Here is a 14826-nt window from a genome sequence, read left to right on the forward strand (position 1 = left end):
CCACCGACGACCCCGCGATGCGACCGGACCTGACGTATTTGACCCTGACACTGTGACAAGGTCTTGACTGAGCGCAGGAGGTGGTCCCCATCGACCCGATATTCGATTCACCCGATACGCGCCTGCTCGAGGCACTGTCCGCCGCGGACTCGTCGACCCGGCTCCAGGCGGCGCTGGCCGCGGGTACGAACCCCGCACCCGGCCTGGTCGGCGCGCTGGTCGCCCGATGCGCGGTCGAACCCGACTTCTACGTCCGCGATATGCTCACTTGGGCACTGACCCGCCATCCGGCCGAGATCACCGTGCCGGTCCTGCGCACGGAACTGCGTTCCGCGGACGCGCAGGCCCGCAGCCAGGCGCTGCACACCCTGTCCAAGATCGGTGACGGATCCGTCTGGCCCGCGATCACCCGGTCGCTGCTGCACGACGCCGACGACGAGGTCGCCCGGAGCGCGTGGCGCGCCGCCGTGGTCCTCGTACCGGCCGCTGAGCAGAAGGCGCTGGCCGCGGAACTGGCGACGCAACTCGGCCGTGGCGACCGCACCGTCCAGCTGAGTCTCAGCCGGGCACTGGTGGCCCTCGGCGACCACGCCGAACCGGCCGTGCGGGAAAGGCTGACCAGCTCGGACCCGGTGGTGCGCGCGCATGCCCGCGCCACCGAGTGGCTGTTGCGCGACCCGGACGCCGGATTCGATCCGGATGTCGCCGAGGCGAAACGGATCGTCGCGCTCGGTCCGGAACACGCCGGGCCGGCCGCGTGCTGATCGGTGAGGTGGCGCGCCGTTCGGGAGTGAGTACCCGGATGCTGCGGCACTACGACGCTCTCGGGCTGGTGCGGCCCACCGGCCGCACGGTCGGCGGCTACCGCGAGTACTCCCCCGCGGATATCCGGCGGATCTTCCATGTGGAAAGCCTGCGCTCCCTGGGGCTGTCGTTACGGGAGGTCGGGCGGGCCCTGCAGGATCCCGCCTTCACCCCGGCGGAGCTGGTCGGCGCGCTCATCCAGCGGACCGAGGCGCGGGTGCGGCGGGAGCAGGAGCTCCTCGACCGGCTCCGGGCCGTCGATGCCTCGACGCCGGCCGGCTGGCCGGATGCCCTGCGCATCGTCGAACTCCTGCACGGACTCGAGTCGCCGAGTGCCGCACGCCGGCAGCAGACGGCGCTGGCCTCGGCCGAGGACGTACCGGTATCCACCGAACTACTGGCCGGAGCGGTCCTCACCGAATCCGATCCGAATGTCGCCGGTGCCCTGCACTGGGCACTCGCCAGAGCGGGCCGGGACGGCCTGGCCGGCGTGATGACCGGCCTGCGCGCCGCGGACGCCGCGATCCGGCGGCGCGCGGTACTCGCGATCGCCGAGATACCCGGCGACGACGCGAGCGCGGCGCTCACCGGTGCACTCACCGATCCGGAGGCGGCGGTGCGCCGTCCCGCCGCCCTGGCCGCCGGGGCGCGCGGCGATCCGGCGGCCGTCCCGGTACTCGTCGATATGGTGGTCGAGGGCAGCAACGATGTGGATGCCGCCGAGGTCCTGGGCTCACTGGCACTGGACGCCGCGCTCGCCGACCGGATCATGGACGCCCTGACCGGGGAGTTCGCCGCGCACGCCACCGAGCCGGCGGTGCGGATACGCCTCGCCCAGGCCCTCGCCGAAATGCCGTCCGACCTGGCACTGGGTGTTATGCGGGATCTGGCCGACGATCCCGATCACGCCGTGGCACTCGTCGCGGCGGCGCTCGCCGGGGTGCTCGAGCAGCGCCCTACCGACTGACTCCGGTCGAGGCGAGGTGCGCTGTCCGCATTCGCTCGGCCGGCCGTCACGTCGATACGCCTCCCCCGCCGCACACAGCCGCTCGGTGGACGGGCATCCTTCGCGCGGTGACCGGGGTGCGCACTCCGGTGTGGCACGTCGCAGCCGCTCTCGGCGAGCACCACCGCGGTCGCCTGACACCCGGAGTGCCCGGGTGGCCGGATATCGGTGTAGACGCCCTGGGAGCGCCGCACCGGCGAGTATTTTCGGATTCGGGCTGCGCTGCCGCTCGACGGTGTCGGCGAATCGATCACGAGCACCTGAGTTCCCGGGACCGGAAACGGGCATCGACCTGCTCAGGTTTTCCTCGGGCCCGGCCGGGCAACCGGGGACCATGACTACCGAGAACCACACACCGGACGATCCACCGGCCACCGGGAGCGCGCTGCGGCAACCGCACACCCGGGTCACACCCGACGACCTCCGCCGACTACTCGACGCGGAGAACACACAGGCCACCCTGGCGCTGACAGGGGGCGCGGTCCGGGTCGAGACCGATCCCGACGTCGCCGCCCAAGGGCTTCCCGTCATCACCCGGGCCGCACTCGTCGACCGCATCGGCGCGGACCCCGACGACAACGCCCTGACCGTGCAGGCCGCCGAACTCGAGACCGAGATCCGGCTGCTCGGCGCCTGAACACCGCCGCGCGGCTCGCCGGCGAATGCCGACGGGCCGCGTCTTTTGCCGGAAGCGGCTACGCGCCGCGGCACTCGTTGCTACTTCCCGAGACGTTTGGTGGTGCGCCGGAACGCCCAGAGCACGACCAGCGCGGCCAGCACCGTGAGCGGCGTACCCATCGCGATCTTGGCGACGGCGAGCCAGGTCGTCGAGTCGGCGAGGTACAACCATTCCTTGACGACGAACCGGGCGCCGAACACGGCCGCGGCGGCCAGGGTGGCGAGATCATGCGCGCGCAGCACCGCCCGATCCGCACGCCACGCGTGCCGGCCGCCGTGCAGCGAGTTCCAGATCACGCCGGTCAGCGGCCGCCGGGCCAGCACCGAGCCGAAGGTGACGACGAAGCCCGCCAGCGCCACCCAGATGCCGAGGACGAAGAAATCCTTCGCCGACCCGGTCCACGCGACGATCCCCACGGCAAACGCCAGCCCCAGCAGCCCACCGACCGCCGACGAGAAACGCTCGCCGCGCAACAGCCGGAACCCGGTGAGCGCCAAGCCGACCGCGATGGCGACTCCGATCGTCGCCGCCAGCGGCAGTACCGCGTTGGCCGCCACGAACACCACGACCGGAATGGTCGAGTACACGAATCCCATCGGCCCGCCCATCTGATCGAGCAATGTCGGCTGTGGCTCGACGGCATCGGGCTCGGTGACCTGGCCGGCGGGCGGCAGGACCGGCGGGGCCACCGGGGCGTCACTCGTCCGGTCGCAATGCTGTTCCGTCATGGTCATTCCGTCCTCCCATATCGTTCTCGCGCTCGGAACAAGGAAAAACCATGCCGCAACGGCACACTCAACCCCTGCGCCGGAATCGGCCCCCGGATACGATTCCGAGGCGCACACCGGACACACGGCGCCCGGTCGCCCGGTCATCCCGGTCCCGAGGCGGCCTCCGCTTCCGGGTTCCGTGCCGCACCGCCGCGTCGGGGCGCGCTTCTCCACGTCCACCCCGGAATTACCCGCTCGGAAGACTCCGTATCGATCCGGATTGAACCCGCGGACGTGGGGTAAGCGCTCGATGTCCACCCGAACAATCGACATCGGAGGTAGATATCGTGGCCGAGAATCGCACAGGCCCCCGGGAAGGACTGGAAGGCGCCGTCGAGGGCGTCAAGGGCAAGGCCAAGGAGGTCGCGGGCGCCGTGACCGGGCACAACGACCTGCGGGACGAAGGGATCGCCCAGCAGGACAAGGCCGAATCGCAGCGCGAGGTCGCGCAGAAGGAAGCCGAGGCCGAGAAGGCCCGCGCCGAGGCCGACGTGGAGGAGACGCGCCAGCGTTCGCACCAGGAGGGCCGGTAACGACCCGCACACGACACCGATACCCGCTCCGCATCTCCACACGGGGTTGCGGACGGGGTGATCGGCGGACGGGGCTGCCCCGGTGACATCCCGGGGCGGCTTCCTCTGGTCCGCAGTGGTGCGACCGCCTCGGCTGCGGCCGGTGGGGGTGCTCGGCTGAGGACCGCCACCACCACCGGTGGCACATCTCCCGACTCCGGGACTCCGCGGCTCGGGGGTTGTATTCGGCTAGTCTGTGCCACGTGCGCACGCCAGAGCAGGACAGTACCCAGGTCGAGGTCGTACGGGTCTTCACCGACACCGCGGGCCGCTGGGGAAACCCCCTCGGTATCGCCCGGGCCGGTGATGTGGTAGGCGTCGACCACCAGGCCCTGGCCGCCCGGCTCGGTTACAGCGAGACGGTCGTGGTCGAGCCACCGGCCCGGGAGGTCGCCCGGTTGCGTATCTACACCCCCGCCGTCGAACTCCCCTTCGCCGGCCACCCTACGGTCGGTACGGCCTGGTGGCTGGCCGATCAGGGTACGCCGGCCGAAACACTCGAGGTGCCCGCGGGCCCGGTGGCCGTCACCGCGGACGCCGGTCTGACCTGGGTGCGGGCCCGGCCGGAATGGGCGCCCGAATTCAGCTTCCACGAATTCGACGACACCGAGTTCCTCGCCACCGTGGCACCCGCCGATTTCGACAGCGGCCATCACTACGTCTGGGCCTGGACCGACCGGACTCGCGGCGCGGTGCGTTCCCGCATGTTCGCGCCCGCCATGGGCATTCCCGAGGACGAGGCCACCGGCGCCGCCGCCATCGCCCTCACCGCCCGGCTGGGTCGCGACCTGACCATCACCCAGGGGCAGGGCTCACAGCTGTTCACCAGGTACGACCCCGACGGCTGGGTTCATCTGGGCGGGCGCGTGGTGGCCGATCATCCGGTCACACTCTGAGCCCATACGGTCGCTTCCCGCCGGGAGGCTCCGCCCAACATGAGGCGTTCCCAGATCCGGGAACATCCGATAATCGACATGTGTCAACGTTGTCTACCTCGGTGAGAGCCGCGCATTCATGAGCCCGGACACCAAACGCCTGGGCGATCTCCACGAGCTACCGGCCTGCGCTCCGGAGGGGTTGAAAGCACTCGTCACAATAGCCGAGGGAATGATCCAGACCCAGGTCACCCTGCTGGGAGAAGGTAAGCCGTCCCAAGCGCCCGATCTGCGCGAATTGCTGCGTGACAAAGGGATCACCAAACCCGAGGACCAGTCGACAATGGTCGACAACTACAACCAGCATCAAGAGGATGTGGACGAGGTCAAATCGGGCATCCACAGCTCAGACAACGGCATCACCGTCCGAACCGCCGGTATCGGCAAGATAATAACCGACGCCTACGACGCCGTCGACAAAGAGGTGGAAGAGCTCAACGGGTTGATCGACGCCTCTTTCACCGCAGTTCAAACCCTGAAGGATGAGCAGGGCAAGGAGTACAAAAAGCTGCCGAATCACATTGTCGACGGCTTGTTCACGGCCACCTGGGAAGCTTTGAACACGACCTTCGAAGAGGTCAGCGGTGTTTCCGATCGGGCAGCCGCGCAGGCCCTCGCGATCACCGCCGACGAGCCGAACGTTCCCGTCCCCAACGGCGGCGGTGGCGGAGGTCGGGGCGGAGGCGGTCAGCCGGTGGCCTACGGCGGCTCGGACCCGAGTTTCGATCAGGTGAGTTACACCGGCGACGCTCCCCCGATCACCTCTACGGGGGACAAGCCCGGCGCTATGGAGATGATGCAGTATCTCATCGAGCGCTACAACTTCACACCGGCACAGGCCGCGGGCATCGTCGCCAACGCGTGGTTCGAGTCGAAATTCGACGTCGAAGCGTTGGGCGACAGGAATCTGGCCGACAAGGCCCACGGCCTCTTCCAGTGGCGCGCCGGCCGTTACCAGAGGTTTCAGGACTTCGCCAACAGCCCGGATCCGAATCAGGATCCCGATCTGCCACCCCGGAGCCCGGGCAACTGGAGAACCCATATCGACTACATGGTCCACGAGCTGAAGACCGACAACACCTATCAGCGGGCCGAGAACAGCGTCTACCAGAACGCGAACAATGCCAACGCGGTGGCGAAGGATATCGATGCATACTACGAAATAAGTTCCCGCGAAACGATCGAGCAGCGAGGTGCGCTGGCAGACGACCTCGTCGTGCAGTGGAACAGCCGCTCCACTGCACTCGCCTGACGGGAACCCCCGGCGTACTGTCGCCCCTCATATTCAAAGCCGGACACACCGCGGCGGACCGTGTCCGGAGGCGGCGCGTAAGCGGACGGGGTGCTACACCGGACCCATGCGGTTGCTCATCATGTCCGATACGCATGTACCGAAACGGGCCCGGGACCTGCCCACCGTGCTCTGGGACGAGGTGGACGCGGCCGACGTCGTCGTGCACGCGGGTGACTGGGTGGAACTCGCGCTACTGAACCGGCTGGAAAAACGCGGCAGACGGCTCATCGGCGTGTACGGCAACAACGACGGACCGGAATTGCGCGCTCGCCTGCCCGAGATCGCCCGGGCGGACCTCGCCGGTCTCCGGCTGGCGGTGGTGCACGAGACCGGGCCGGCGAAAGGTCGGGAACGCCGCTGCGCCGCGGCCTTCCCCGAAACCGATGTGCTGGTCTTCGGCCACAGTCACATTCCCTGGGACAGCGTCACCGATACCGGTTTGCGCCTGCTCAACCCGGGTTCACCCACCGATCGCCGCCGGCAGCCCGAACACACCTATCTCACCGCGCGGATCCGGTCCGGGGCGTTGAGCGAGGTGACTCTGCACACCGTGGTACACCGCTGAGCCCCGGGTCCACCCACCGGCGGGACGCGCGCCCGGAAGACCGCATCGAGTTACGGGCCGGTCCCCTCGAGTATGTTCGCGGCGTGTCGATCGACCCGGCGGATCCGTGACACGGCCATGCTACGGCGACGCCACGGAGACAGGTCCGCCGCTGTGCCGGCGGTTGCGGACCCGCGGGCCGGTGTGCGCGGGAAGATGTTCGTAACCGTGCAGGGTGAACAGGGGCCGCCGGGTGGGTGCATCGGTCAGCCGCAGGTCGGGGAACGTCTCGAACAGGGCGCGCAATGCGTGCGCCGCTTCCGAGCGGGCCAGGCCGGCGCCCAGGCACACGTGGATACCGTTGCTGAAGGACAGGTGATTCTTCGCGTTGTGCCGGGTGATATCGAAGCGGGCCGGATCGGCGAATACCGCGGGGTCGCGGTTCGCACCCGCCAGCGACAACACCACCGTCGATCCGGTGCGCAACCGGGTACCGTCGATCTCCAGTTCCGCGCGGGTCGTACGCGCGGTGCTCTGCACCGGCGGATCGATCCGCAGGATCTCCTCCACCGCGTTGGGCCAGAGTTCCGGCTCGGCCCGCAGCCGGTCCAGCTGGTCGGGATGGCCCAGCAGCCAGACGATGCCTTTCCCGATCAGGTTGACCGTGGTCTCGAAACCCGCCGCCATCAGCAGGGTCGCCGAGGCGCACAGTTCGTCGGTGGTCAAATCCCCCGCGGTGACCAGGCTGCTGAGGATATCGTCGCCGGGTTCGGCGCGTTGCCTTTCGATGTGCTCCAGCAGATACCGGTGCACTCGCTCCGAGGATTCCATCGCGCGCTGATGCGTCCGCCAGGAGATTCCGAGATCCAGCAACGGGCTGATGTCGTCGCCCCAGCGCAAGAACATCTCCCGATCGGCGTCCGGGAAGCCGAGCATCTCGGAGATGATGGCGATCGGCACCTGGGCGGCGTACCGCGCCACCAGATCGGTGGGCCCGTCGTCGGGCAGTGTCGCGAGCAGTTCCTCGGTGACCGTCTCGATCCGGTCGCGCAACCGGGCGACCGCGCGCGGGGTGAACGCGGCGGCTACAGGCTTGCGCATCCGGGTGTGCTCGGGCTGGTCCAGCACCAGCATCGAGGGCGGGTCCACCGGATTCGGTGGCAGGGGCCGACGCGCCAGCGCACGCCGCACCGGCCGCGGCGTGCCGAACACTGTCGGGATACCGACACCGAAACGGTTGTCGCGCAGTATCTCCCGGACCATCTCGTGATCGAAGGTGGTCCACACCGGAAGCGTCCGGTGCAACCCGCCCGGTCCGCGCATCTGCTCGATCAGCGCGTACGGGTCCTCGATACCTTCCGTGCCGCAGTTCAACCGCGCGAACAGATCCCCGCGGCGTAGCCGGATCTTCTTGAACAGGACGATCAATCCGTGATTGTTGACCCAGCGATACACGTACTGCGGTTTCATCGAGCCCTCCATCGTCGAACCGTCGCGTCCTTGTGAGACGTAACGGATATCACAGGGTCCACCGAGCACGCCGAAGCGGATCCCGGAACCTGCCCCGAGGAGAGAGCGCCGGAGCGCAGCCACCGAGCACGAAAGGCGCCGAAGCAGCACCGCCGGAACGGCTTCGGCCGCCACCCTGTGGAATAGCGAAGGCCACCCGTTGCCCCGATGCGCGCGACCGCTCAGTTCAGGAGGGCGTCGGTGGTGGTGGGGAGATCGCGTACGCAGCACCGTGCAGGATCCACATCGGCCGTAGCCGCACCCTTTCTTCGGCGCGATGACACCGAGCCGCTCGCGGAGCGCGTCGAGCAACGTCCTACGGTTGTCCACGCGCAGCCTCCGCTGCGTCGTCCACCTCGAGGGTTATCTCGCTGTGCTTGCCGGCAGCGTCCATGCGCGGCGGTCCACCACCGTCCGCGGCTCGAACCCCGGCCGCGGCACCGGCTGTGTTGGGCGCATTGAGATCGCGCAGCCGCGCCGCGGTGCCTTCGCGGCGCCGAGCGACGGTCTCGGAGTGGTGACCGTCACTGCGATCCGGCGGCCCGCGAACGTTTCACCGCCCGGGCGTGGGTATGTCCCGGCAGGGCGGTGACGCAGTGCGGCGCACCGGCTCGGCAGTTCTCGTCGCGTGCTCCAGGAGGGCCTGTGTCTTCGTTCCTCTCGTTCCTTTCGCTGATGCTCGTCCTGCCGGGACTGGCGGCCGCCGCCGCGTACGTGGCAGTAGCGGTGAGTATGTGGCTCGAAAGCCGCCACGACGCCGGTGATCCCGGCCCTGCCCCGCACCGTGCGCCCGGCCGGGCCTGATCGGACGCACAACCGGGGTCTCGCGGGCTCGATATTCGGTGGCATGCTCCTGCCTCGCTCGGTTACGGTTTCCCCAGGTCGCGACGAGGTGACCGGAGGAGGGAAAAGCATTGTCCACCAAGCTGAATCAGCTCATCGCCATCGAGAAGGGCGCGAAGTCACAGGCGAACGCGGAAGTGACCGCCGCCTATCAGCGTGTGGGCAAGGCCGATCTGCTGGCCGGTATCTCCCGCACCTACCGCCCGCTCGACGATATGGGCGAGGAACTGCCGTCGGAGTCCAAGCGGGTGCAGGTGCGCACACGCGAGGTGATCGCGGAGGTGAAGAGCACCCTGACACGGTTGTTCGATGTGACCGCGACGAAGGACACGGCGAACTGTGCGGCGAAGGCCGACGTGACCGTCGACGGCATCACCGTCGCCCGGGACCTGCCCGTCACCTACCTGCTGTTCCTGGAGAAGCAGCTCGGCGAACTGAAGAAGTTCGTCGCCAAGCTGCCCACCCTCGATCCGGCGGAGTCGTGGTCGTTCGACGAAGTCAGCGATTGCTACGCCACCCAGCCGTCGCAGACGGTGCGGACCAAGAAGGTGCCGCGTAATCACGTACTGGCCCCGGCCACCGATAAGCACCCGGCACAGGTGGAGGTGTATCACGAGGATGTCGTGGTCGGTCGCTGGACCACCACGAAGTTCTCCGGCGCGCTGCCCGCGAAGGAAGTCGGCGATATCGACGACCGGCTCGGCAAGCTGCTCGACGCGGTGCGTGTCGCCCGGGAGACGGCGAACGCGACGCCCGTGACGGATGTCGAGCCCGGCCGGGCCGTTCTCGACTACCTCTTCGGCTAGCCGGGACCACGAACTCCCCCCTGCGGGGGGATGGAGCACAATCTGAGACTGAAATTCATACTCAACCGGCGCAGGCGCTGCCAGGGTCTGCCGAAAAACTCAGCTTCTTGCTCCAGGCTCAACAATTTCATCGATTGCTCGACGGGCGGATGTGTGCGACGCACCCCCGAGATCCGGGTTCGATTCCCGGTGGCGGCTCTCCCTGCCGCTGTGGCGTAAAGGAAACGCGCGGGGTTACTCACCATGACCCACACCCGCGTATCGGCGATCACAGGTGGAACGAACGATAGCTCATTCGGTAGAGCATCGGACTCTCATTCCGACGGTGGTGGGTTCGAATCCCACTCGTTTATCAGGAGGGGCCGGGAAGGGTATTCCCGGCCCCTTCGCCTGTCTCGGCCGGAAAACGGCTCGATGACCGCAGCGATTCCACGTAGCCGGTACCGATGTGCCACTCCCACCTATCGGCCGAGGATCGGCTTATCGAATCGGTCGAACAAGTCAGCGGAAAGGGTGCGTGATGGGACATATCCGGATTCTGGGGGCGGGCGAATGCGGGCTCCCGTTGGCGCACCGGCTGTTACGCGCGGGGCGGCCGGCGACGTTGGTGGCGGCCCGCGAAGCGGCCGCCGTACTGAACGGCACGGTCACGAGCACCCAGGTCGAATTCCCGGCGACACTGGATCTGGAAACCGCGGCCGGGCTGGGACACTGGCGGTCCCTCGCGCCCGAGATACACGGTATCCGGCTGGCCGCGGTGATGGATGGTCAACGGATCATGGGCTGGACCGGCAGATTCGCCCGGCCGGCGCAGAGCGTCGATCAGCGCACCGTGTTCGCGCGCTGGCTCACCGACTACATCGACGCCGGCGGGGAGCTGGAGATCGGCGATCCGTCTATGGCCGAAGTCGATCGCCGAGCGGCCGAGTACGACCTGACCGTGGTCACCCGCGCCTCCGGTGAGCTGGCCGCCTGCTTCCCCGCCGATCCCGGCCGGCCGGGGCCCGACCGCCCCGCCCGGCAGCTGGCCGTGCTGTATCTCGACGGTGCGACGCCGGACCCGGACGACCTCGGGATCTATGCATCCCTGCCCGGTCTGGGCGAAGTGATCTCCTACCCCGGACTCACCGGTGCGCCGGGCGCGGAGCGGCGCTGCGAGATGCTGCTCATCGAGGCCCGCCCCGGTGGCCCCCTCGATGTCTTCGATCCGCGCGACCCGGCGTCCGAGCACCTGCGCCGGGCCCGTCGCCTGCTGGAGACCCATCGGCCCGCCGATCTCGCGGATCGTTATCGTACGGCCGAATTGACCGATGCGCGCGCCGCACTGACCGGTGCGGTGAAGCCGGCGGTGCGCCGGCCGGTGGGGACACTTCCCTCCGGCCGGCCGATGCTCGGAGGCGGTGATGTGGTGTGCCGGATGGACCCCGGTGGCGCCCAGGGCGCGAACAACGCCGCGCACTGTGCGCAGGCCTACGCCACCGCGATCCTGGAACGTCGCGATGGGCCGTTCGATCGGTCCTGGATGGAGTCGGCCGCGACGCCCTGGCTCACCGGAACGGCACACCATGCCGCGCGGTGGACGGCGGCGGTGCTCGACCCGCCGGCCGAGATGCAGCAGTTGATGGTGGCCGCGCAGCACGACCCCGCGCTGGCGAACGCCTTCGCCGACACCTTCGCCCGGCCGGCCGATATGGCCCGCTTCACCGCCGCCCGGGACGCGGGCGCCGCCCCGCTCGGGTGTGGCGCCATGGGGTACCGACCGGCACAATCCGCCCACGCCCGACTGTGGCCCCGCGACCTTTCCGGCACGCACGGCCCGCCCGGGCACGACTTATCCGGCACCGAGCAGCGTCTCGCGCTGGTCGTCGATCACGGACCGGATCGCGGCGACCACCGCGGCGACTTCCGGACGACGCAGGGTCTCGGTACGGGCCACCAGCCAGTAACCGAGGGTCACGGCCACCGAATCGCCCAGTACCCGAACCAGATCCGGGTGCCGATCGGCCATGAAACAGGGCAGCAGGCCCAGCCCGGCGGCCGCGCGGGTGGCCTCCACGTGCACGAAAACATTCGTGGAGGTCACCGATTCCCGCATGGTGGGGACATGACCGGAGGCCAGGTCGAGATCGTCGACCTGGAGCATGGAATCGATGAAGTACACCAGCGGATACCGGGCGAGATCATCGAGTGTCGCCGGGGCGCCGTGTTCACGCAGGTATGCGCGCGACCCGTAGAGCCCCAGGCGGTAGTCGGCCAGATGAGTCGCGGTGGCACGACGTACCCGCGGTTCGCCGACGACGACCTCCAGATCGAGCCCGGAGCGCTGTTGCGACGCCCGCCGGGTGGTCGCCACGAGCTCGACCGCGATATCCGGATACCGCCGGCGTACCGCCGCCGCGGCGGGGGCGGCGATATAGGCACTGAAGCCGTCGGTCGCCGAGAGCCGGACCACGCCCGCCAGCACCCGGCTCCGGCCCGCGTCCGCCGCGAGTGATTTCACCGCCGATTCCACCGCCTCGGCCACGGCCAGGGCTTCTCTGCCGAGGTCGGTCAGTTCCCAGCCGCCGGTCACCCGCGTGAGTACCCGCCCGCCGAGGGTCTGTTCCAGTGCGGCGATCCGGCGGGAAATGGTGGTGTGGTTGAGACCGAGCTGCTCGGCCGCGGTCACGAATCGCCCCGAACGACCGACGGCCAGCAGTACGAGGAGGTCGTCCGCACTGGGACGACCCGGGAAGGCCGTGCTCATATCTGCATTTTCGCACATCCGCACTGCAGTAATGGTCATTGCAGGGACTTCGGTCTGCACTAATACTCTATGCAGCCGATCAATGTGGGGCCCGTCACATCATGAGACGTGATGTGGTCCCGGGCACGAAGGAGAAGTGCGATGAGGGAGCACAGCGCCGGAGCGGATCCGGCGGCAGTGAAGGACGCCGGGTCCGGTGGAACGGCCGCCGGCCTGCGGCGGGTGGTGGCCGCGTCGATGGCGGGCACGGTCGTGGAGTGGTACGAATTCTTTCTCTACGGCACCGCCGCGACGCTGGTGTTCAGCAAGGTGTTCTTCGCGGAGGGCACCAGCGACCTGGACGCGATCCTCGCCGCGTTCGTCACCTACGCGGTCGGTTTCGCGGCCCGCCCGCTGGGCGGCGTGGTCTTCGGGCACTACGGCGACAAATACGGCCGCAAGAAACTGCTGCAGTTCAGTCTCGTCCTGGTCGGCGGTGCCACCTTCCTGATGGGCTGTCTGCCGACCTTCGGACAGATCGGTTACTGGGCACCGGCCCTGCTGGTGGCGCTGCGTTTCATCCAGGGTTTCGCGGTCGGCGGCGAATGGGGCGGCGCGGTACTACTGGTCGCCGAGCACAGTCCGAATCGCAGCCGCGGTTTCTGGGCGAGTTGGCCGCAGGCGGGCGTGCCCGCGGGCAATCTGCTGGCCACGGTAGTGCTGCTGGTGCTGACCACGACACTGTCCGACGAGGCCTTCCTCGGCTGGGGCTGGCGGGTCGCGTTCTGGCTGTCGGCGGTGGTGGTGCTGGTCGGGTACTACATCCGCACGAAGATCACCGACGCGCCCATCTTCGTCGCCGCGCAGCAGGAGGCCGAGGAGATCAAGGCCACCTCGCTGAGTGTCGTCGAGGTGCTGCGCCGCTACCCGCGCGGTGTGTTCACCGCGATGGGGCTGCGGTTCGGCGAGAACATCATGTACTACCTGGTCGTCACGTTCACCATCACCTATCTGAAGGTCGAAGTACACGCCGACACCTCGGTGATCCTGTGGTGGCTGCTCGCCGCGCACGCGGTCCACTTCGTGGTCGTTCCGCTGGTCGGCAGCCTGTCCGACCGCATCGGCCGCCGGCCCGTCTACATGATCGGCGCGCTGACGGCGGCCACCTGGGGCTTCTTCGCCTTCCCGATGATGGACAGCGGTAACAACCTGTTCATCGTATCCGCCATCATCATCGGACTGGTCTTCCATGCCTTCATGTACGCCGGGCAGCCCGCGATCATGGCCGAGATGTTCCCCACCCGTATGCGCTATTCCGGTGTGTCCCTGGGATATCAGGTGACCTCGATCGTGGCGGGTTCGCTCGCGCCGATCATCGCGGTCCGGCTGCTCGATACCTACGGATCCGCGGTGCCGATCGCCTGGTATCTGGCGGGCGCGGCAGCGGTCAGCGCGATCGCCGTCCTGGCCGCACGCGAGACGAAGGGGCTCGACCTGGAGAGCATCGATCGCGCCGACGCCGAAAGCCTGGCCCCGCGTACCGCCGAGGTGCCCGCGCGATGACCGACCTCGTAGGACGCAGCGCCCTGGTCACCGGTGGCGCGAGCGGTATCGGTGCGGCCTGCGCCCGGGCGCTCGCGGCGCGCGGCGCCACGGTGACGGTAGCCGATATCGACGCCGCCGGCGCCGCGGCTGTCGCAGGGGAACTCGGCGGCAAGTCGTGGGCGGTCGATCTGCTCGACGTCGCGGCGCTGGAGGCACTGGAACTGGGCACCGACATCCTGGTGAACAATGCCGGGGTACAGCACATCTCCCCCATCGAGGAGTTCGCGCCGCAGCGGTTCCGCGACCTGCTCACGCTGATGGTCGAGGCACCGTTCCTGCTGGTGCGCGCGGCCCTGCCGCATATGTACCGGCAGGGCTGGGGGCGGATCGTCAATCTCTCCTCGGTGCACGGTCTGCGCGCCTCCCCCTACAAGGTCGCCTATGTGACGGCCAAGCACGGCCTGGAGGGATTATCGAAGGTGACTGCGCTGGAGGGCGGTCCGCACGGTGTGACGAGCAACTGCGTCAACCCCGGCTATGTGCGCACTCCCCTGGTCGACAAACAGATCGCGGACCAGGCCGCGGCACACGGCGTCCCCGAACAGGAGGTGCTGGAGAGGGTCCTGCTCACCGAGAGCGCGATCAAACGCCTCGTCGAGCCCGACGAGGTCGCCGCACTGGTGAGCTGGCTCGCCACCCCGGAAGCCGCAATGGTCACCGGTGCGGCGTACACGATGGACGGCGGCTGGAGCGCGCGATGAGGGCGCGCTCCAGCCCGCCGGCCCGGCAGGAGA

General features: G+C 68.6%; 14 protein-coding genes, 1 tRNA gene and 2 pseudogenes. 13 read left to right on the forward strand and 4 right to left on the reverse strand.

The window, feature by feature from the left end:
• Positions 1-89 precede the first annotated feature (89 nt).
• The 3 genes from NGR01S_RS03935 (at position 90) to NGR01S_RS03945 (ending at position 2447) form a co-directional block, all read left to right on the forward strand.
• The gene (locus NGR01S_RS03935; protein ID WP_174551661.1) at positions 90-764 is read left to right on the forward strand and encodes a HEAT repeat domain-containing protein; all 675 of its coding nucleotides are present in this window, start codon (positions 90-92) and stop codon (positions 762-764) included.
• Complete coding sequence (locus NGR01S_RS03940; protein WP_063034756.1) at positions 758-1771, forward strand: MerR family transcriptional regulator; 1014 nt, start codon at positions 758-760, stop codon at positions 1769-1771. The genes NGR01S_RS03935 and NGR01S_RS03940 overlap by 7 nt, the downstream gene beginning before the upstream one ends.
• A 373-nt stretch (positions 1772-2144) precedes the next feature.
• Positions 2145-2447 carry a hypothetical protein gene (locus NGR01S_RS03945; RefSeq protein ID WP_063034757.1) on the forward strand — a complete coding sequence of 101 codons (303 nt, stop codon included), beginning with the start codon at positions 2145-2147 and terminating at the stop codon, positions 2445-2447.
• Between the two features lie 80 nt (positions 2448-2527).
• On the opposite strand, the gene NGR01S_RS03950 is transcribed toward NGR01S_RS03945, so the two are convergent.
• Complete coding sequence (locus NGR01S_RS03950; protein WP_063034976.1) at positions 2528-3217, reverse strand: DUF3159 domain-containing protein; 690 nt, start codon at positions 3215-3217, stop codon at positions 2528-2530.
• 329 nt (positions 3218-3546) lie between these two features.
• Here NGR01S_RS03950 and mbp1 point away from each other — a divergent pair, with 329 nt between their 5' ends.
• The 4 genes from mbp1 to NGR01S_RS03970 all read left to right on the forward strand — a co-directional run bounded on the left by mbp1 (position 3547) and on the right by NGR01S_RS03970 (position 6625).
• Positions 3547-3792, forward strand: coding sequence for a microaggregate-binding protein 1 (gene mbp1, locus NGR01S_RS03955; protein ID WP_063034758.1), 246 nt, complete (start codon positions 3547-3549; stop codon positions 3790-3792).
• A 242-nt stretch (positions 3793-4034) separates the two neighbouring features.
• Positions 4035-4727 (forward strand): PhzF family phenazine biosynthesis protein, encoded by a 693-nt coding sequence (locus NGR01S_RS03960; RefSeq protein WP_063034759.1) that lies wholly within the window; start codon positions 4035-4037, stop codon positions 4725-4727.
• Positions 4728-4845: 118 nt separating this feature from the next.
• Entirely contained in the window at positions 4846-6018 is a 1173-nt protein-coding gene (locus NGR01S_RS03965) for a phage tail tip lysozyme (RefSeq protein ID WP_157107101.1), read from the forward strand.
• A 106-nt stretch (positions 6019-6124) separates the two neighbouring features.
• Positions 6125-6625: a metallophosphoesterase family protein gene (locus NGR01S_RS03970; protein ID WP_063034761.1), complete on the forward strand. Its 501-nt coding sequence runs from the start codon at positions 6125-6127 to the stop codon at positions 6623-6625.
• Between the two features lie 120 nt (positions 6626-6745).
• Here NGR01S_RS03970 and NGR01S_RS03975 read toward each other — a convergent pair whose 3' ends face one another.
• Together NGR01S_RS03975 and NGR01S_RS33105 are read right to left on the reverse strand one after the other, a co-directional pair.
• Positions 6746-8074, reverse strand: coding sequence for a cytochrome P450 (locus NGR01S_RS03975; protein ID WP_063034977.1), 1329 nt, complete (start codon positions 8072-8074; stop codon positions 6746-6748).
• Between the two features lie 261 nt (positions 8075-8335).
• A pseudogene (locus tag NGR01S_RS33105) lies at positions 8336-8443 on the reverse strand (2Fe-2S iron-sulfur cluster-binding protein); the annotation flags it as partial.
• Positions 8444-8758: 315 nt separating this feature from the next.
• On the opposite strand from NGR01S_RS33105, the gene NGR01S_RS30775 reads away from it, so the two are divergent.
• From NGR01S_RS30775 to NGR01S_RS33110, 4 genes and pseudogenes are all read left to right on the forward strand, one after another.
• Entirely contained in the window at positions 8759-8917 is a 159-nt protein-coding gene (locus NGR01S_RS30775; protein WP_157107102.1) for a hypothetical protein, read from the forward strand.
• Positions 8918-9027: 110 nt separating this feature from the next.
• Positions 9028-9762 (forward strand): DUF7873 family protein, encoded by a 735-nt coding sequence (locus tag NGR01S_RS03980; protein WP_063034762.1) that lies wholly within the window; start codon positions 9028-9030, stop codon positions 9760-9762.
• A gap of 280 nt (positions 9763-10042) precedes the next feature.
• Positions 10043-10115, forward strand: a tRNA-Glu gene (locus NGR01S_RS03985).
• Between the two features lie 545 nt (positions 10116-10660).
• Positions 10661-10975: pseudogene (locus tag NGR01S_RS33110) on the forward strand (styrene monooxygenase/indole monooxygenase family protein); the annotation flags it as partial.
• Between the two features lie 618 nt (positions 10976-11593).
• Here NGR01S_RS33110 and NGR01S_RS03995 read toward each other — a convergent pair.
• Positions 11594-12508 carry a LysR family transcriptional regulator gene (locus tag NGR01S_RS03995; RefSeq protein ID WP_245664424.1) on the reverse strand — a complete coding sequence of 305 codons (915 nt, stop codon included), beginning with the start codon at positions 12506-12508 and terminating at the stop codon, positions 11594-11596.
• 141 nt (positions 12509-12649) lie between these two features.
• Here NGR01S_RS03995 and NGR01S_RS04000 point away from each other — a divergent pair, with 141 nt between their 5' ends.
• Positions 12650-14050, forward strand: coding sequence for an MFS transporter (locus NGR01S_RS04000; RefSeq protein WP_063034765.1), 1401 nt, complete (start codon positions 12650-12652; stop codon positions 14048-14050).
• A complete protein-coding gene (locus NGR01S_RS04005) occupies positions 14047-14793 on the forward strand; it encodes a 3-hydroxybutyrate dehydrogenase (RefSeq protein WP_063034766.1) in 747 nt (248 codons plus the stop codon). The genes NGR01S_RS04000 and NGR01S_RS04005 overlap by 4 nt, the downstream gene beginning before the upstream one ends.
• Positions 14794-14826 lie beyond the last annotated feature (33 nt).

This window comes from Nocardia grenadensis NBRC 108939 (genome assembly GCF_001613445.1).
GTDB lineage: Bacteria > Actinomycetota > Actinomycetes > Mycobacteriales > Mycobacteriaceae > Nocardia > Nocardia grenadensis.

Coding starts and splice junctions, on each gene's coding strand:
- NGR01S_RS03975 (WP_063034977.1), bottom strand. CDS start 8,074: ATGAAACCGCAGTACGTGTATCGCTGGGTCAACAATCACGGATTGATC.
- NGR01S_RS03950 (WP_063034976.1), bottom strand. CDS start 3,217: ATGACGGAACAGCATTGCGACCGGACGAGTGACGCCCCGGTGGCCCCG.
- NGR01S_RS03965 (WP_157107101.1), top strand. CDS start 4,846: ATGAGCCCGGACACCAAACGCCTGGGCGATCTCCACGAGCTACCGGCC.
- NGR01S_RS03995 (WP_245664424.1), bottom strand. CDS start 12,508: ATGAGCACGGCCTTCCCGGGTCGTCCCAGTGCGGACGACCTCCTCGTA.
- NGR01S_RS03945 (WP_063034757.1), top strand. CDS start 2,145: ATGACTACCGAGAACCACACACCGGACGATCCACCGGCCACCGGGAGC.
- NGR01S_RS04005 (WP_063034766.1), top strand. CDS start 14,047: ATGACCGACCTCGTAGGACGCAGCGCCCTGGTCACCGGTGGCGCGAGC.
- NGR01S_RS03970 (WP_063034761.1), top strand. CDS start 6,125: ATGCGGTTGCTCATCATGTCCGATACGCATGTACCGAAACGGGCCCGG.
- NGR01S_RS04000 (WP_063034765.1), top strand. CDS start 12,650: ATGAGGGAGCACAGCGCCGGAGCGGATCCGGCGGCAGTGAAGGACGCC.